Annotated in this window: 19 protein-coding genes; all 19 read right to left on the bottom strand. The window is 62.4% G+C overall.

All coding sequences use genetic code 11. The annotated features are described in order from the left end of the window. Positions 1-5: 5 nt before the first annotated feature. Positions 6-473: a tail fiber assembly protein gene (locus AC0R79_RS07105; protein ID WP_375745714.1), complete on the bottom strand. Its 468-nt coding sequence runs from the start codon at positions 471-473 to the stop codon at positions 6-8. Then, positions 473-1,399: a glycine-rich domain-containing protein gene (locus AC0R79_RS07100; RefSeq protein ID WP_375745712.1), complete on the bottom strand. Its 927-nt coding sequence runs from the start codon at positions 1,397-1,399 to the stop codon at positions 473-475. Before AC0R79_RS07100 ends, AC0R79_RS07105 begins: the two co-directional genes overlap by 1 nt. Before the next feature lie 22 nt (positions 1,400-1,421). Then, on the bottom strand, positions 1,422-1,988 hold the full coding sequence (locus tag AC0R79_RS07095) for a tail fiber assembly protein (RefSeq protein ID WP_474733854.1): 567 nt from the start codon (positions 1,986-1,988) through the stop codon (positions 1,422-1,424). 7 nt (positions 1,989-1,995) lie between these two features. Then, positions 1,996-3,090, bottom strand: a complete 1,095-nt coding sequence (locus AC0R79_RS07090) for a phage tail protein (RefSeq protein WP_375745708.1) — start codon at positions 3,088-3,090, stop codon at positions 1,996-1,998. Between the two features lie 128 nt (positions 3,091-3,218). Further along, positions 3,219-3,734 (bottom strand): phage tail protein, encoded by a 516-nt coding sequence (locus AC0R79_RS07085; protein ID WP_375745706.1) that lies wholly within the window; start codon positions 3,732-3,734, stop codon positions 3,219-3,221. Further along, complete coding sequence (locus AC0R79_RS07080; protein ID WP_474733852.1) at positions 3,731-4,882, bottom strand: phage tail protein; 1,152 nt, start codon at positions 4,880-4,882, stop codon at positions 3,731-3,733. The genes AC0R79_RS07085 and AC0R79_RS07080 overlap by 4 nt, the downstream gene beginning before the upstream one ends. A gap of 11 nt (positions 4,883-4,893) precedes the next feature. Further along, positions 4,894-5,493, bottom strand: coding sequence for a YmfQ family protein (locus tag AC0R79_RS07075; RefSeq protein ID WP_011332730.1), 600 nt, complete (start codon positions 5,491-5,493; stop codon positions 4,894-4,896). Then, positions 5,481-6,524 carry a baseplate J/gp47 family protein gene (locus AC0R79_RS07070; protein ID WP_474733850.1) on the bottom strand — a complete coding sequence of 348 codons (1,044 nt, stop codon included), beginning with the start codon at positions 6,522-6,524 and terminating at the stop codon, positions 5,481-5,483. Before AC0R79_RS07070 ends, AC0R79_RS07075 begins: the two co-directional genes overlap by 13 nt. Continuing rightward, entirely contained in the window at positions 6,514-6,912 is a 399-nt protein-coding gene (locus tag AC0R79_RS07065) for a phage GP46 family protein (protein WP_007954906.1), read from the bottom strand. The genes AC0R79_RS07070 and AC0R79_RS07065 overlap by 11 nt, the downstream gene beginning before the upstream one ends. Beyond that, the gene (locus AC0R79_RS07060) at positions 6,912-7,421 is read right to left on the bottom strand and encodes a phage baseplate assembly protein V (RefSeq protein WP_011332728.1); all 510 of its coding nucleotides are present in this window, start codon (positions 7,419-7,421) and stop codon (positions 6,912-6,914) included. The genes AC0R79_RS07065 and AC0R79_RS07060 overlap by 1 nt, the downstream gene beginning before the upstream one ends. Positions 7,422-7,448: 27 nt before the next feature. Beyond that, on the bottom strand, positions 7,449-8,492 hold the full coding sequence (locus AC0R79_RS07055; RefSeq protein WP_127797090.1) for a phage baseplate assembly protein: 1,044 nt from the start codon (positions 8,490-8,492) through the stop codon (positions 7,449-7,451). A gap of 3 nt (positions 8,493-8,495) precedes the next feature. Further along, complete coding sequence (locus tag AC0R79_RS07050; protein ID WP_474733848.1) at positions 8,496-9,731, bottom strand: DNA circularization protein; 1,236 nt, start codon at positions 9,729-9,731, stop codon at positions 8,496-8,498. After that, on the bottom strand, positions 9,718-11,289 hold the full coding sequence (locus AC0R79_RS07045) for a phage tail tape measure protein (protein WP_474733846.1): 1,572 nt from the start codon (positions 11,287-11,289) through the stop codon (positions 9,718-9,720). The genes AC0R79_RS07050 and AC0R79_RS07045 overlap by 14 nt, the downstream gene beginning before the upstream one ends. 130 nt (positions 11,290-11,419) lie before the next feature. Then, positions 11,420-11,716 (bottom strand): phage tail assembly protein, encoded by a 297-nt coding sequence (locus tag AC0R79_RS07040; protein ID WP_474733844.1) that lies wholly within the window; start codon positions 11,714-11,716, stop codon positions 11,420-11,422. Continuing rightward, positions 11,713-12,060, bottom strand: coding sequence for a phage tail tube protein (locus AC0R79_RS07035; protein ID WP_007908779.1), 348 nt, complete (start codon positions 12,058-12,060; stop codon positions 11,713-11,715). The genes AC0R79_RS07040 and AC0R79_RS07035 overlap by 4 nt, the downstream gene beginning before the upstream one ends. A gap of 67 nt (positions 12,061-12,127) precedes the next feature. Then, the gene (locus AC0R79_RS07030) at positions 12,128-13,624 is read right to left on the bottom strand and encodes a phage tail sheath subtilisin-like domain-containing protein (RefSeq protein WP_007954896.1); all 1,497 of its coding nucleotides are present in this window, start codon (positions 13,622-13,624) and stop codon (positions 12,128-12,130) included. Beyond that, positions 13,624-13,803 carry a DUF2635 domain-containing protein gene (locus AC0R79_RS07025; protein WP_007954893.1) on the bottom strand — a complete coding sequence of 60 codons (180 nt, stop codon included), beginning with the start codon at positions 13,801-13,803 and terminating at the stop codon, positions 13,624-13,626. Before AC0R79_RS07025 ends, AC0R79_RS07030 begins: the two co-directional genes overlap by 1 nt. Next, positions 13,800-14,384, bottom strand: a complete 585-nt coding sequence (locus AC0R79_RS07020) for a phage tail terminator protein (RefSeq protein WP_474733841.1) — start codon at positions 14,382-14,384, stop codon at positions 13,800-13,802. Before AC0R79_RS07020 ends, AC0R79_RS07025 begins: the two co-directional genes overlap by 4 nt. Positions 14,385-14,446: 62 nt before the next feature. Next, positions 14,447-15,475, bottom strand: coding sequence for a phage late control D family protein (locus AC0R79_RS07015; protein WP_474733840.1), 1,029 nt, complete (start codon positions 15,473-15,475; stop codon positions 14,447-14,449). Positions 15,476-15,482: the final 7 nt, after the last annotated feature.

The following is a 15,482-nucleotide window of genomic DNA, read 5'->3' as shown; positions in this document are numbered from 1 at the left end:
TTGCGTCAGGCAGTAACTGCCGTTAACCAGGCAGGCTGCGCCGGCCGCTCAGCGAAGGTCTGAGATGAGCTCACAGCAGGCCAGTCGCGCAAGGCCTGGCGATACTCGAGCAGCTCCAGATACTGCTGAGCCTTGAGCGTTGTCCCGCGTCCCAGTTCCTGCTCATCGCGGTGGCGGGTGACCTGCCATTCAGTGGCCGCCAGCGCAGACAGGCGCCAGGCGCGCTCTGCTGCCAGAGGCTCCTTGTCCTCGACCATTGGGGGTTGAGCGATGACAGGACTTTGCGGTTCGCGCGAAGGCTCGATAGCGCGAGCCGCATCGGCCATTGGCGCGCCGATTTCGACGCTCACGCCATCGGGGACTTGCACCATCGCCGCGACGAAAGCAGGCGCAAACAGTTGCTCGATCGCGTAGTCACCGGTGTCGATCACTTCAACCGCGACACCGTTTTCAATACGTGCATAACGGGCCATTACTCGTACTCCCAGATTTCACAGAAGGCATTGCCGCCGGCACCGCTCAGAAACGACACAGACGTGTTGTTGGAGCAGGTACCTCCACCTCCGGAACCTCGAACCCCCGCATAGCCATTGCCGTTGACACCGGTGGACGACGCACCGCCATCAAACGGGCTGGCTCCTCCGGTGCCGGAAAGCACGCCCCAATTGTTGTTGAACATCGCGAACCCACCGCTCATGCCGCGGGCGTTGGTCAGATTGCCACCCGTGACCACCTGACCACCGGGGCCGCCCTGGACGAAGCCGTTCGCCGTGGGTCCCACGGCGACAGCCAGAATCTGTCCGCCAGCGCCACCGGCAGCACTCATCAAAGAGCCGAAAGAAGCGCCGCCCCCCGCCAAGCCAGCCACATTGCGGGACGCGCCACCGGCGCCCAGCGTGACAGGCACGCCGGCAAGCATGTCCGTCGTCACGTCGTACAGACCTTCCGCATAAGCACCGGCGCCACCGCCTCCGCCAATTCGCAGAGTGCTCACCTCGACAGGCGCACATCCCCCCCCGGAACCTCCCGCGCCGACCAGCCGGACGCGAATCCTTTTCGCATTGGGGTTGGGGCGGTAAACCGTGATGCCGACCGTCTCGATCTGCCTGACCGCCAACAACCGTCCCACCGCATCGGTGATGCCGTAGCCCGCCAGCGTGGTCGGGGTGTTTTTCAATTTGGTGAAGTCGACGAGAGCGCCAATGGCCGTTGCCAACTGATTGGTTTTGCTCTCGTCCGGCGTCAGTCCGGCCGCCTTGATGGCGTTGAGAATTTCTTGCGTGACACTGTTGCCCCAGGCGGCGGGGATCAATGAACCCGGTGTGCCGGCAACCGGGTTTTCATCGACAAAACCGCCATTGACCAGGCCGACGCCCGGGATGCTGTTTGGATAATCCATTGCACGGTTCCCTGGGCTGCGGTCAGTTGGTTACGCTTGCGCCGGGCACCGCCGGCCAAGTGACTTCGCCGGGGAAGCCGGCCTGTTTTTCGATGCGGTTCAGCTCCACGCTGTAGAGCTTCCATTCGAGCAATTGCAGTTGCTCTTCATGGCTGGCATCGCCGATGTCTTCGGCGTACTGCAGGGGGGCGATGCGCAGGACGGCATCGCGAAGCAACGTGTCGCGTTTTTCCAAAGCCTGCTGGCTGATGCTGAGCAAACGGGCCTGCTCATCCAGTTGCCAGGCGTCGTCGCGCCATACATGGAATTCCCCGGGCCATGGCTGCGCTGTGAAAGTTTCGGGCAACTCCCCCAGCTCACTCCAGATCTGTTGCCCGCCGCCATCCTTGCGGAAAACCGGACCGCGCCGGTCAATCACCTCTCGCGGTACACCGTTGATCAAGGCCCAGGTGCGACCGGTTTCCGGCGCAGGTAATTCGAACGACAACTCCACCGCGTTGCTGGGTAGTTGAATGCCGATGCCAGGCGTAACGAAAAACTCGACAGGCCCGGACAAGGCACCCGCGCCGTCAAACAGATAATTGAACATAGGCACCTCAGATGAGTTTGATACGGCCGGGATAGGCGATGTTGCGAGGGCGGGACTTGAAGGCCAGCAACAGGGTGTTGGCAGCATCTCGTTGGTAGGTCGTATTGGCAGGGAAGACAGGGCCGCCGTTGACCAGTCCGGACACGTATTGCGGCTCTTCACGAGACTCTGCACCGAAGCCGGTCAGGCTGTCCGACCACCACGCGCCCACCGCACCGGCACCATTGGCGCCCATGGCATACGAGTGAATCGATCCGGCCTGAAAGGCCCCCATGACACGACCTGTATCCACCCCCCTGCCCTCGTCCAGAACCCGCAGAAACTCGCCTCGCCCTTCAGGGCCACGGAAGGTTGACGCGCCGTCACCCGACGTCCATTTACCTTCGTTGCCCGCACGCGCGGCTTCAGTGCCCAACATTCCGGAAAGCTGGGCGTGGTCCCACAGCCAGGGCCACTCGGCACGCTTCATGACTGTGCCGTTGAGCGCACCGTAACCACCGGGACTGAGCAAGGTGGTCGTCTCGAAAAACGGCCGGCCAAGGGGGGTGTTATCAAACCGACCGACCGGCCACCAGCTACCCGCAGCATCGCTGCGCAACTGCCACCAGTCCCCGCCGCCCATCAACACCAGAAACGGATAACCGCTGGGTGACAGGTGCGTGTGAAAACGAATGCGGTCGGAACCTGACGCCTGAACGATCAGACGGTTGCCGCTGTTATCCATGCGCCGAACAATCACATCACGCACGCCCAGCGCCGCGTTGGCTGGCGGCAACGTCACCGTCACGGCACTGGAACCGGCATCGATCAGCACCAGGCCCAGCTCCGGGTCGGTCAGCGCCTTGGATGCAGTCAGTCTTGTCACCACCGAGCGCATCGGACTGGCATTGCCGACAATCGATCGAATGGCTTTGAGCAACTGACCGGTATCGGCCTCGGCGGCTGCCAGCCCGGCGCCGGTAATCACGTTGAGAATTTCTTGTGTAACGCTGTTGCCCCACACTGCCGGAATCAACGAACCGGGCGTTCCCGCCACCGGGTTCTCATCGACGAAGCGGCCATCGACCAGGCCGACGCTGGGGACACTTTTTGGGTAATCCATGGGTGCTCGTTCCTCTGTAATGACAAATGAAACGTGGCCTGGCGCTAGGTTTCGCCACGACGCCGACGTTTCTATTCCTGAAAATAAAAAGCCCACAACGAAGTGGGCTTGGGTGACGCGGGTTGCGGTTACGAGGCCGGGTTGGCGGTCAAGTCACGAATGGCCTGCAGCGCCTCATCGGCGGCGGCTCGAGCCTGATCCATCTGGCCTTTGCCTGCACAAGCGCGAATCTGGGTCTTGGCCTTCAGGCGCAAGGTGCGCAGGGTCAGCAGGCTGTCGCTGAGCTGGGCGGCCTTGTCGAGAATCTGCTCGGCGGACTGCTTCGCCGAACGGCCCTTGGCGACCCAAGCAGCGACGGACAGCGGCACTTCCTTTTTTGGATAACCGGCGTCTTGAAAGGCTTGAGCGTCGACAGCCGCCTGGGCGTATTCCAGCGCTTTGAGCGGGTCGCCGGCCAAAGTCGTGCGCGCGCTGTCGGCGGCGGCATCGACATTGGCGCAAAGACGTTCGGTTTCCTGCTGGTCCAGCAACGCGACCTTCTCGGCATTGACGATCCACTGCTCACCGTCCCAATCATGAGCAGCGGAAGGCTGTGCGACACGCAAACCGTCCTCGAACTGATGCAGTTCTTGAATGATGATCATCGGATCAGCTCCCAGGCTAAATTGACATTCACAGCAGCGGTAAAATTGATCGCAATACCGTTGGAATAGTCGGTCTGAGCGAAACTCTTGAGCCCCATGCTGAACAGCAATTCGTCACTGGCCGCGGTACCCGCTCCCAGTGTGTGTTCGGCCTGATAGACCTGCCACAGCGAACGCAATTCGGCGTGGTCAAAACTGGCGGTCAATGTCGAAACAGTGGTATCGCTGACGACGTTACTGGAGAAGATCAGCGCCGCCGCACCTGCCGTAGACCAACCGTCCCAGTTGTTGGAGGTGGCGACCGTCGGATTCAGGAAGCAGTAGTTGCCCCCCAACCAGCCTCCCGGTGCAAACGACACGCTGGTGATGCCTGTCGGGTGCGGAGTCGGGTTGCCCACCACGAGACGCGCCGCCCGCGCGTGAGGATCGAGCGGCAGATAGACCACACCATTGCCATTGACGACTTGCGTCCAGCTCAATCGGTTGCGGTTGTAGATCGGCCTGACAATCGGCACCGATCCAGGTCCTGCGGTCACCACCCACGCCAGACAGATGTCCAGCGGCGTGGACTGAAAACCACCACCTGCCGCACCGTTCACGGCTCCCTTCAAGCCCTCCGGAGCAGCGTCGTAGATCGTCCCGCGCTGCATGTAGAACGTCAGCGCACCACCCACCACCTGCGCCCGCAGAAAGTAACCCGAGCTCGGCAGCAGATCGGCGCTGCTCCAGGCCTGAGTGGTGAACGTACGCGAACGCCCCAACTGCCCCGCCACCACTTCCTGACCGATGCTGACGTAAACACCCGCCGGCACCGACACCCGCCCGCCACTGGTCGATGCGGCCGCCGGCGTAATCGGCATCCGCGCATCCGTCGTGGCAACCGTTGGCAACGGCAACGCTGCCAAAGGCAACGCCAGATCCTGATTCCAGCCCTTGGCTGTCACCGTCTGAATCGCCTGCAACAACTGATCGTATTTCTTCTCGTCCGGGGTCAGATCCCCGGCCTTGATCACGCTGAGAATTTCCTGCGTGACACTGTTGCCCCAGTCCGCCGGGATCAACGACCCCGGCGTCCCGGTCAGCGGGTTCTCATCGATAAACTTCCCGTTCACCAGACCGGCGCTGGGCACACTCTTCGGATAATCCATTGCGTTACTCCCTAGTCATAGTTGATGTGCACCTTGGTATGCGCCGGTGCCGCCCGGTGGATCAGGCACTCCAGCGCCGAGCCCGGATTCACGCCGAAGCGCTCGCCCCAGTAACTCGCGCCATAACGCCGGCCGAGCAACAGCCGGCCGCCGGTGTTGAGCGTCCACATGAACTGCGCTTCCCAGGTGCCCCAATGCGCCGCACCGAAACGCGAACGGCCCATGCGCGGGGCTTCGAGTTCGGTGATGGTGGCGTTGGGGTAACCCTGGCTTTTGGCGATTTCCAGGTAGTAGCCGACGGCCTGGCTGCCGACCGCCAGCAAGCGGCGGCGCACGGCGAGGCGACGGTCGTCGAACAGCGGCGTGGCGCCGAGGCACGGGTCGGGCAGGTTCATCACCTGTTCCCAGTCCGGCACCAGTTCGCTGACGCCGGCCGGGTCCATCTCGTTGAGCAGGTCGGCGGCGCGGGCGTCGAGGCGCGCCAGCTCGACGGCGACGCCTTGCAGCACTTCCTCGAGCTCCGGCACGCGCTCCGGATCCCATGCCGGACCGCTCGGCAGCAAGGCGCGCAGTTGCGCCTGGTATTGCGCGGCGGTTCTTATGGCAGCCATACGCAACCCCCGAAGGTGAGCAGTTCGCTGTCACCCGCGGCCACGTTCGCCACCGGAGCCGAGAGCACGTGATCGGTTTCACCCGCCGCGCTGCTGATTGCCTCGCGGATATGGCTGATCAACAGATCCTCGCCCAGGTCGGCTTCGCGGTTGTGCAGATCGCGCAGTTGGGTTTCGACGGCGGCACGCACAGCAGTGGTGTCGGGGGTCAGCTTCAGTTGATAGGTCACCGGCTTCTGCACCGGCGGACGCACATGGACTTCGGCGGTCACCGGGCGCAACGGCTCGATATAGGCCTGCACTTCGGCCAGTTGATCGGCATTCGGCACCGGTTGCGGATCGTCGTCGCGCATGATGTACACGCCGACGGTGCCCGGCCCGAGGAAGCCGCCACGGCACCAGGCCCGCGTCACGCCCGGCACTTCCAGTGCCCAGGTTTCATAGTCGCTGGCGGAACCGCCGTGGGGGATCACGCGATAGGAACGGATCACCCGCGAGCGCAACGACTCCAGGCTTTCCCGCGCCACGCCGCCATTGAGCCCCGGCGCCAGCACCACAAAACTGTTGCCGACCACGCCGGTGATCGGCTGCACCGGCGTCAACGCCAGCCCGGCCTCGGCGTTGCCCAGACTGCCGGCATCCAGCGCGGCGATGCTGGTGCTGTTGACGCCATTGACGGTGGTGCGCGCGGCAGTGACTTTGAACGTGCGGCCATCACTCGCCTGCAGCAACGTATCGGCGTCCAGCACCGCGCCCGCCGTCGCGTTGAAGCTGACGTTGCCGGTGGCGACCTGCGCCGGTTTGCGCGGCTGGTTCAGACGCAGTGCGGCGATGCGTTCCAGGGTCGATTCATCGGCGGTGTCGGGCAGGATCTGCTCGGCAATCCAGTCGAGATAGCCGTACAGACCATAAGCGGCGCCGCCGAGTGTGCGGGCCAGGACTTGCGCATCGGACTGGCGCAGCGAATCGCCGGCCAGGTCGCTTTGGGTGCGCTTGATCAGCACCGGCAGCGAAGGGGTTTCAAACGGCATAGATCACCTGCCAACTGTTATCGGGGTTGATGTCCAGGCGTTCGCCGTCGGCCAGGGTCAGGACCGTGCGCAGGTTCAGGCGCTGGGCGTCGAGGCGTTCGCTGATGATGTCGATGGCGCTGCAATGGCCGTCGTCAATCAGCCATTGCAAGGCTTCGCGGGCATAGAACTCGGCGTCCATCTGGGTCTGGCGGGTCAGCTTGACCCGGCGCAGCAGCCACAGCCGCGAGCCGATACGATCGTCGGCCACGGTGGGAAAGGTGTCGCCCCACCAGCCGAAACGCTCCTCGTCGTCGAGGGCATCGTCGTCGGCGGCGCGGCGCCAGGTGAACAGGCTGATCAGCACCGCACGGGTCAGCGCGGCGTGGAGGTTCTGACTGAAAAGCATCACTGACCTCCCGCCGGCGCGCCGGTCTGGCCACTGCCCGCCTGCACGCCAACGTGCACGTGCTTGATCTGGCTGATGCCACCGGCAACCTGATCGCCTTTGGAAACGATCTTGCCGGTCTGGTTGATCACCGGCGTCTCGAAGTTCACGGCGGTGCTGGCGCGGATGTTGAGCGTGGCGGTTTCGATGTCGATGATCCGCCCCCGCTTGAAGTGAATTTTGTCGCCCTCGTCGGTGTAGATCGCCACCTCGCCGGCTGCCAGCGATTGCAGGCGGTAACGGCGGTCGGCGACCACCAGAGCGATGGCGTGAGAACGGTCGCCGCCGAGAAACGTGACGACGCCTTCGGCACCGGCCAGCGGATGGCTGGTGAAACCGTAGGGTTCGAAGTGCTCCATGTCGTCGTTCACTTCACCGGCGGTGAGGCGCATTTGCAGCGATTGCAGCTTGGATGCCGAATTGGCGAGCACGACAGTGCCGCGCGCCAGCAGGCGTGTCAGTAGGCTCATAGGGTTTCCTTGGAGGGAGGTGCCGGCTCAGGCTTTTTTCGGAGGGGTCGGATTGGCGTCGAAGGTATGCGGCGGCGCCACTTGCAGCGTGGTCACCGAGCCTTGCGCCGACAGCGAATACGTCACTTTGGAGATCAGCATGTCGCCATCGAAACCGAGCACCGGATCCTTGACCTTCACCAGCGTGTTGTGGCGCCACAGATCGCCGTTGGACTGGCGCCAGCCCTGCACCTGATAAGTGGTGGTCAGCGCCCGCCCCATGCGCGTGGCGCTTTCCCACTGGGCCCGTTGCTGGGCCAGTTCGAACGTCAGTTGCGAGCCTTCGTTGATGATCGTCGTGCGACGACGCTTGAAGCTCAGGTCGGTCGCGCTGGATTCAACCTCGCTGACCGCTGCCCCGCTCTTCTTGTCGTTGCCCTTTTGCTGGCCGATCACCCGGTATTCGGAGAACACCTGGCTGTGATCCATCGGTGCGTTGGCCGAGAGAATGTTCTTGCCCAGCTCCAGCGCATCGCTGGCACGGCCGCCGCTGCCCGGTTTGGCCAGCACCAGCCGACCCTCGGCGTCATCGGTGGAAAACACCCGGTACAGCGAGAGCAAACGGTCGATCGACTGAAACACCGTTTCACCCGGAACGATGGTGTGTTTGCTCAGGCGTGCGGTCTCGGGAATCTCGTTGACCACAAACTGCGTGTATTCCCCGGCCAGGGCCTGGACGATGTTCAACAGCGGCTGTTCCTGCCATTGGCCAGGGATGTTTCGCGCCGCACAATCGACCAGATCCTGGGTCTTGGAACTGCCTTCGATGCTCAGGCTGATCTGCCGCCCGTCATAGCTGATCGGCGCCTTGAACACATAACCGGTGAGCACCAGATCCTTGCCGATCCGTACTTCGCACGGGTCGCCGGCCTTGATCCGCTGATCCACGGTCTGCCCCGGCCATTGCCAGGTGATGTCGAGTTTGAAGGTGCGGAACTGGCGCTCCAGGTCCGCGGTGATCTGCACGCTTTTCCAGCCGCCGTATTCCATGTTGTCGACGGTCAGCGTTACGCGGTTGTCAGTCTCGTTCATGACTCACTCCCTGGAAACCTTGACTTCGTTGGGTGAGTACCCCGGATGAGACAGACCGTTGCGCTGAATGACCTCGGTCACACGGGTGGCGTCGCCAAACTGCTGGTAGGCCACGACCACTGCCGGAAAGGTTTCCTGGAAAGTTTTGCTGACCAGTCGCACACCGGACGAAGCCACTGCCTTGAGGTGCGCGATCAGCGCCTCCTTCACATCGGCGATGGCTTGATAGTGCGCGGGGTCGGCCTTGTCCTGGGCCTTTTGCAGCGCTTCGTTCAACTCTTTTTGCAGCGTTTGCAGATCATCGGTGACCGGCACTTCCTGACGCGTGACCGGCTGCTTCGATTGCTGGTCCAGCGAAGGCGTCGAGTTGAGTTTCACCGGCGTCGACGCCACCGGCATCGAGGCCACCCATTGCGCCGCTTTGACGATCAGGGTGTCCTGCACCAGATTGGCCATCGCTTGCGCGGCGGCGTTGGTGTCCTTGCCGGTGGTGATTTTCGGCGCATCGGCCTTGCGGATGGCTTCGATCTGTTGGGACACGTCGGCAATCACGCCACGGTAGCCCTCCTTCGCGAACTCCTTGAGCTCCTTGATATCGCCGAGCAACCCCTTGAACTCCGCCGCCACTTCCTTGGGCAGTTCCTTCACGGCCCTGACCAGCTCGGTGATCTGCTTGTACTGCGCGATCAGCGGCTTGAGTTGCTCCTTGATCACGTCGTACACGCCGGTGAGGCTGTTGCGCAGATTGGCGATGCCGATCCGCGCCGCCTTGATCAGGGTCATCGCCTGTTCGAAGCGCGCCACCGCCGAACCGAGCAGACCTTCGGCCTTGATCAGCAGGACTTTCTGCGTGCTGACCGTCGCCGTCGGAAACGGCAGCGGTCGGTCGGGGTAGAACTTCAGGCTGAACGTCACCATCCCGCCGTCTTGGCGGGTGTGCGTCATGTCGCACTCGCCGACCTTGACCTGCAAGCGCCCCAGCCACGGATGCACCAGTTCGCCGCTGCCCTGTTCCAGCGCCTGGAGCAGCTTGTCGCGCTTCTCCAGGCAATCGGCACCGATGATGAACGCCGTCAGGTCGTGGGTCTTGGCCTGCTGGCCGAGGTCCTCGAAAAACGGCAGGTCGCGTTGCGGGTATTCGTGCAACTGCCCCTTGCGACCGACCGGGGTTTTCGCCTGGTCGATCCAGAAGCCGACACCGCGAAAGGATGCCGGCAACAAACGATCACGCCAGTTCATTGGAACCTCCCATGGAGAGCGAGCGATAGCCGATGCGCGAACTGAGCGCCAGGCCCGGTTGATTGGTTTGCGGTTGATCGGTGCGCAGCCCCGCCGGCGCGTTTTCGAAGCGGACCGTCAGGCCGCCTTCGAGTTGCGTACGGTTGTTGGCGGCGCTTTGCTGGATCAGGTTGCTGGAGGATTGCGTCAGCGAGCTGGAGTTCTGCGTCAACGAGCTGGAGTTCTGTGTCAATGCGCCGTCCGGCACCGAGCCGTCGGACGTGGAATCGGCGTCGGAGCCAAAAAAACCCGGCGCCCATTCCCCCTTGCCTTCGGCATTGGTTTTCAGTTGAGCACGGGTCAGGACATCGACCTTGGCTGACGCCTCGGCCGCGAGCTTGCCAAGACCACCATTGAAAAATTCCCGGATTGGCGCCAGCGCGTCGTAAAACTTGTCACTCCACTTTTGAATCCACTCCGTCACCGAGCCCCAGGCCTGGATGATCATTTCCAGCGGTGACCAGCCAAACTGTTCGCGAATCACCGCATACAGCGCCAGCACCGGCAGCTTGATGTAATCCACCAGATCCTGAAAAAAAGCTGCGACCGGCACCGACACTGCTCGCAGCAAATCCCAAAGCGAAGCAAACAGGCCAACCAATGGCATCCAGTTTTTCAGGATCAGTGCCTGCGGTGAGTAGGCGAACAGCGTTGCATAGAAGTCGATGACCGGCGCAGCCAGTGCCTTGAGCACGTTCCACAAAGCTGCGAAGAACGTACTGACCGGTCCCCAGTTGTTGATCAGCATGCCCAGCGGGGTGAAGTCGAACAGCGTTCTGAAAAAACCCGCCATCGGTAGCACCACCGGGGCGATCTGTTGCCACAGACGGGAGAAGAAAGCCGAAAGCGGTTTCCAGTTGGCGACAATCAGGCCGGCCGCCAGCGCGACCCCGGCGGCAAACAAACCGATCGGCGAGGCCAGCAGTGTCAGCACCGCACTGAGTCCGGCAGCGGCCGTGGTCACTACGGTGAACGCCACTGCTGCCGCTGCCAGTCCTTCAACCAGTTGCGGATGCTCGGCAACAAACTCACCGACCGTGGTCATGACCGGCACCAGCGCCGTCACCAGACTGTTGACCGCCGGCAACAGCGCCTGGCCGATCTTCAGCGAGATGTTGTCGAGCGAAACGTTGAATTTCGCCAGGTTGGTCGAGGTCTCGCCCTTCACCGGCGCAGGCAACTGCGCGGTCGCGGGTTTGGCCAGCGGCGCGGGTATCCCCGCGTCCTTGGCCAGCGCCGGAGCCTTGAGCGTCTTGCTCTTGTTCGCCAGTTCGTCCTCGGCCTTGATCGCCTTTTTCAAACCGTCCTGAAACGGCTTGAGCAAGCCACCACCGGAAACAAAACCGGACAGATCCAGCGGTTTGAGTCCACTGCTTTCCAGGCTTTTCTTGAAACCCGCGACCTTGGCGCGAACGCCTTTCATCTCGGTTTCCATTTTCTGCAAACCCTGCATCACCACGAGCATGTTGACCGTGGTCTGAATGTTTTGCTGGATCGCGTTTATTTGTGTATTGGCCATCACTGCACCTGCTGCATCGCATTGATCCGTTGCGCGTGCTCCAGCGATTCGCGAAGCACATCCAGTGGCCTGGCCATCATCTGTTCGGGGTCAACCTTCCAGAACCAGGCCAGGTCATAGGCGACCGAAATCAGGTCGGTGATGGCTCCGACGCCGCACTCATGAAAAAACTCGCAACGGCCCAGCTCAGCGCGTTGAGGTCAGCCAGATCCAGCTGGTTGACCGACGACGGCGGAATGCCGGCGCACACGGCGATGTATTTGGCCGCCACGTCCATGTCGAGGCTGACATCTTCGCTCTTGTCGATCTTGTACGGCAGCGCCTTGATCGCTCGCACCTCCTGCACCGTCGGACGGCGCAGGACGAGTTCGGTCAGGGGCTCGCCGTGAGCTTCGATCGCAACCTGAAGCTTCACGGCGCCGCTCATTGCCAAGTCCCCTTGATGCCTTCGAATTTCAGTTCGATAGTGGCGTCATCGCCTTTGGAGACGGGCTCTTCGACCAGGTAGGCACCGGCCAGTACGTAGACTTTGCCGTTGCTGAATTCGCAGGTGACGGTGATGTCGGTGCCTTCGATCAGCTTCTTCAGCGGGAAGTCGGCGGTGTGCAGCGCGGTCACCTTGAACGATGGCGCGATGTCGGTTTCCTTGTAGAAACCCGGCACGACGGTTTCGCGTTTGACGGCCATCAGCGGGGCTTCGCAGCCGCCGTTGATAGTCAGTTGTGCACCGTCGACCTTGACGTAGCAGGTGCCTGCAATCAGTTGACCCATGGTGTTACTCCCTTCAAATAAAAAGCCCACGCAAGGTGGGCTGAAATCACAGTGTCAAACGAGTCGATCAGGCGACGTCGTCGTACTGCAGACGGAACTGGTTGAGCAGTGCGAACACGCGCAGACCGTTGATGTAATCCGGCGGGAACAGCACGTTCACGCGGCTCGGATCCTGCACGTCACGCTCGACGATCAGGTGCTCGGCGAACAGCTCGGCGTTTTCCACGTGGCCTTCGAGTTCGAGCTTGGCGTACTGGGCGATCAGCTCGCCGCGAATGGTCGCCGGGGTGACGATCGGCTGGCCGGCGCCGAAACGGGTGCCGTCGGATGCCAGCTTGTGGCGACCGTATTTGCTGGTGATCACGCTTTGCAGACGACGCACAATGAACGCCGACTGGTGCATGGTTTCGCTGTCCAGGTACGAGTTGTCAGCCTGGCCGTAAGCGTTCTTCTGGTAGGTGGTGATCGAGCGCTGGATGCGCACGTAGCCGCCTTCGTAGTACGCGGTGGCGATGCCGTAGTTGAGCAGCGACTGACGCTCGGTCAGGGTGAAGCGCTCGCTCGCCGGAGCCGGATCGACGCCTGGCAGACTGCCGCTCTGGGTCGGACGGCTGGCGTCGGCGGAGATGAACACCGAAGTGCGCGCAGCCAGTGCGGCAGCTTGTACCCACACCGGTTGCGGAACGCCCGGTTCCAGCGCCTGAATGGTCATGTGCTGGTCGTTGCGTGCCTGACCGGCTGCCACCAGAGTGCCGACGGTGCCGCGCTTGGCGCTGTAGACGTGACCGAACAGTTGCTTGGCCCACGACCAGCGACCGGTGCTGTCGTCCATCACCGCTTGCCAGGTGTTGAGGGTGGCCAGGTCGGACCATGGCAGCGCGATGAATTCGAATGGCTCGTCGCCCAGTGCGGCAACCGCTTCAACCTGGTCAGGCACACCGACGCCGCCGGTCATGGCGGTGATCGCGGTGGTCAGGCCGGCCGGGGTTTCTTCGCCGTTGCTCTTGCCCAGGCGATTGAATTGCAGGCTGATGTCGTTGCCGCTCTCGCCGGTCCATTTGGCGTTCAGCGTGACGACGCCTTCGGCAGCTGCTGCGCTCACCGGCAGGTCGGCGGTGGCGTTGATTTTCTGTGCCAGGGCGGTGGCCGCCTGGGCAGCAGTGGCACCGTTGACCACGGTGGCCTGTACGCGGACGCCGCCGACATACAGGTTGAGCACGCCCGCCTGAGTCGCGGTGCCGGTCAGGGTCAGCACACCTTTGGCGATGGCGCCGGTGGCGTTGTGCAGCGGCAGGCACCAGATCTCACCGATCGGGTCTGCCTTGCGGAAGGTCTCGTACATCGAGGCGAGCATCGAGCCCTGACCGCCAATGCTCTTGGCCAGCGCCACGCTGGAGACCAGCACCAGTTTGCCGACTTCAGTCGGAGCGATGTTGTCGTTGACCTGTGCCACGATCAGGCGGCGCATGGACGAGGACGCGCTATTGGCGGCCGAATTGTCCATTTCGGCATAGAACAGCGGTACACGAATGTCCGCAGGGATGTTGCTGAATCCGATCGCCATTATTTGGCTCCCTTTTGTTTAGCTGTTGCGGTTTTGAGGGTGATATCGCCGTCGGCCAGACGCCGGCGCCACCAGGCGCTGTCCAGCACTTCACGGCCTTCCAGTGGCAGCAGGTCGCCGGCTTCCGGGTCCGGCACGGCACGGCCGGCGGCCGGCACTACGGTGATGCGGTTGCTCATGGGGTTACGTCTCCAGAGAAAGTCATTTCCACGCGCCCGTCAGGGCCCGGGCGTTTCAGGTTGGGGTCGGCCGGGTCGATCGCATCGACCCGCACGGTGGCCCCGGTAAAGGACGACAAACCGTCCAGTTCGCGTTCGTGCCAACTCTCCGCAGGCTGACTTGGCAGATTGCGGCCCAGCTGGAACTCGGCAAAAAAGCGCAGCCGGTAGAACACGCGGCTGCTGTTGATCGAGACCGTTTCGCCGCCGTCGTAAACGATGGCGCTGTAGTTGGAATCGGGTTTGAAACCCACCAGCGCACGCCACAGTTCGGCGCGCAGGTCGTGCAACAGATCCAGCGCTTTTGTAGCGTCCGTGGCATCCAGTGCCAGGATGATTTCGAAGCGGTCGCGGATCGGTTGGCTGGGGGAGTTCTGTGCAGTGCTGACGCTGGCCACGTCGGCCAGTGGTAAAACATGGGCCGAGGGCATAGGCAGATTCGGGTCGCCTTGCAACAACGCCAGGTCGACACCTGTCGCGATATGGCCGGCAAGGCTTGGGCATTGCGCACGCAGCTGCGTGAGGATCGGGGAGATCTTCATGGGGAGCGTTCCAGGATGTGGGAGTGGCCACAGTGAGGTGTGTGGCGGTGAGACCGGGGGGATCAGTCCCTGGCTTTTGCCTCGGGATCCCGGCCGGTCGCTTCGATCAGGCAGCGATAGCTTTCTTCGCGCTTGCCACTGGCGGTGACTTTTTCAATCGACCAGCGACCGCGCATGAAGTCCGGCCAGGTGTCATCAAGCACCAACAAGCCTTCGGCAACCAGCAACGGATCGCCCGGGCAGGTGACCTTCAGCTTGTATTTCTCGCGCAGCATCTTGCGCACTTCGGCTTCGCCGATGGCTTTGGCTTCTTCCACACTGGCCTGTTTCTGACGAATGATCTTGTAGGGCGCCGAGCCGGTTTTCACTTCCACTTGCTTGCCGGCATTGGCGTCCCAACAACAGACCTTGCAACCCTGATTCTGGGTACGGGCGGTCTCTTCCAGCGTGGCGCTGATGAAGGCGTGATCGCCCGGCCGGTTGTTGTGGGTCACCGACAGCCTGACGTCCGGTATCACCTGGCCCGACAGGTTTTTGAGCTGCGCCGGTTTCGCCAGTACGTAGAGGTCGTTGAACGGTTTGGCCACCGCGTCGTACTTTTTCGCCAGGCGTGTGATGAAGCTCATGTCGGTTTCGTTCGACTGGTCGACATGAGCAATCCTGATCAGCGCCAGCTCGGGATCGACCCGCGGCGAGAAACCGTGCGACTCAACCAGTTTGCGAAACAGCCCGCCAAGCGTCGTGGGGCCATGACTGGCCGTGCGCCGTTCCTTGAATCCGGTTTCGTCCTTGCCGCTGAAAGGGGCTGCGGTTGCGACCAGTGTCAGACGTAACGGGAACAGCGTGGGTGTCAATCGAGTGATCTTGAACTGACCCTTGTCGACCAGACTGGACTCCAGATAACCGACCCGCAAACCAATTTTCCCGCCCAGGGTCGGCAAGCCTTCCAGGCCTTCCAGGTCGATCACCAGCGTCAGTTGATCGGACTCCATCCCGGCGGCATCGATGTGTTCCCAACTGATCAGACGCTGGTTCAGCAGGTCCTTGTGGGCGCCGTAGATTTCGATCGTCGGCGTAAATCCCTGTGCCATGCAGCCT

The sequence above is a fragment of the Pseudomonas sp. HD57-3 genome (genome assembly GCF_056113135.1).
Note: the sequence above shows the minus strand (reverse complement) of the source record. Positions and strands in the feature narration are given on the sequence as shown.

What these genes read in the sequence shown, in the direction of transcription:
- AC0R79_RS07105 (WP_375745714.1), bottom strand. Translation starts at nt 473, where the DNA reads ATGGCCCGTTATGCACGTATTGAAAACGGTGTCGCGGTTGAAGTGATC.
- AC0R79_RS07100 (WP_375745712.1), bottom strand. Translation starts at nt 1,399, where the DNA reads ATGGATTATCCAAACAGCATCCCGGGCGTCGGCCTGGTCAATGGCGGT.
- AC0R79_RS07095 (WP_474733854.1), bottom strand. Translation starts at nt 1,988, where the DNA reads ATGTTCAATTATCTGTTTGACGGCGCGGGTGCCTTGTCCGGGCCTGTC.
- AC0R79_RS07090 (WP_375745708.1), bottom strand. Translation starts at nt 3,090, where the DNA reads ATGGATTACCCAAAAAGTGTCCCCAGCGTCGGCCTGGTCGATGGCCGC.
- AC0R79_RS07085 (WP_375745706.1), bottom strand. Translation starts at nt 3,734, where the DNA reads ATGATCATCATTCAAGAACTGCATCAGTTCGAGGACGGTTTGCGTGTC.
- AC0R79_RS07080 (WP_474733852.1), bottom strand. Translation starts at nt 4,882, where the DNA reads ATGGATTATCCGAAGAGTGTGCCCAGCGCCGGTCTGGTGAACGGGAAG.
- AC0R79_RS07075 (WP_011332730.1), bottom strand. Translation starts at nt 5,493, where the DNA reads ATGGCTGCCATAAGAACCGCCGCGCAATACCAGGCGCAACTGCGCGCC.
- AC0R79_RS07070 (WP_474733850.1), bottom strand. Translation starts at nt 6,524, where the DNA reads ATGCCGTTTGAAACCCCTTCGCTGCCGGTGCTGATCAAGCGCACCCAA.
- AC0R79_RS07065 (WP_007954906.1), bottom strand. Translation starts at nt 6,912, where the DNA reads ATGCTTTTCAGTCAGAACCTCCACGCCGCGCTGACCCGTGCGGTGCTG.
- AC0R79_RS07060 (WP_011332728.1), bottom strand. Translation starts at nt 7,421, where the DNA reads ATGAGCCTACTGACACGCCTGCTGGCGCGCGGCACTGTCGTGCTCGCC.
- AC0R79_RS07055 (WP_127797090.1), bottom strand. Translation starts at nt 8,492, where the DNA reads ATGAACGAGACTGACAACCGCGTAACGCTGACCGTCGACAACATGGAA.
- AC0R79_RS07050 (WP_474733848.1), bottom strand. Translation starts at nt 9,731, where the DNA reads ATGAACTGGCGTGATCGTTTGTTGCCGGCATCCTTTCGCGGTGTCGGC.
- AC0R79_RS07045 (WP_474733846.1), bottom strand. Translation starts at nt 11,289, where the DNA reads ATGGCCAATACACAAATAAACGCGATCCAGCAAAACATTCAGACCACG.
- AC0R79_RS07040 (WP_474733844.1), bottom strand. Translation starts at nt 11,716, where the DNA reads ATGAGCGGCGCCGTGAAGCTTCAGGTTGCGATCGAAGCTCACGGCGAG.
- AC0R79_RS07035 (WP_007908779.1), bottom strand. Translation starts at nt 12,060, where the DNA reads ATGGGTCAACTGATTGCAGGCACCTGCTACGTCAAGGTCGACGGTGCA.
- AC0R79_RS07030 (WP_007954896.1), bottom strand. Translation starts at nt 13,624, where the DNA reads ATGGCGATCGGATTCAGCAACATCCCTGCGGACATTCGTGTACCGCTG.
- AC0R79_RS07025 (WP_007954893.1), bottom strand. Translation starts at nt 13,803, where the DNA reads ATGAGCAACCGCATCACCGTAGTGCCGGCCGCCGGCCGTGCCGTGCCG.
- AC0R79_RS07020 (WP_474733841.1), bottom strand. Translation starts at nt 14,384, where the DNA reads ATGAAGATCTCCCCGATCCTCACGCAGCTGCGTGCGCAATGCCCAAGC.
- AC0R79_RS07015 (WP_474733840.1), bottom strand. Translation starts at nt 15,475, where the DNA reads ATGGCACAGGGATTTACGCCGACGATCGAAATCTACGGCGCCCACAAG.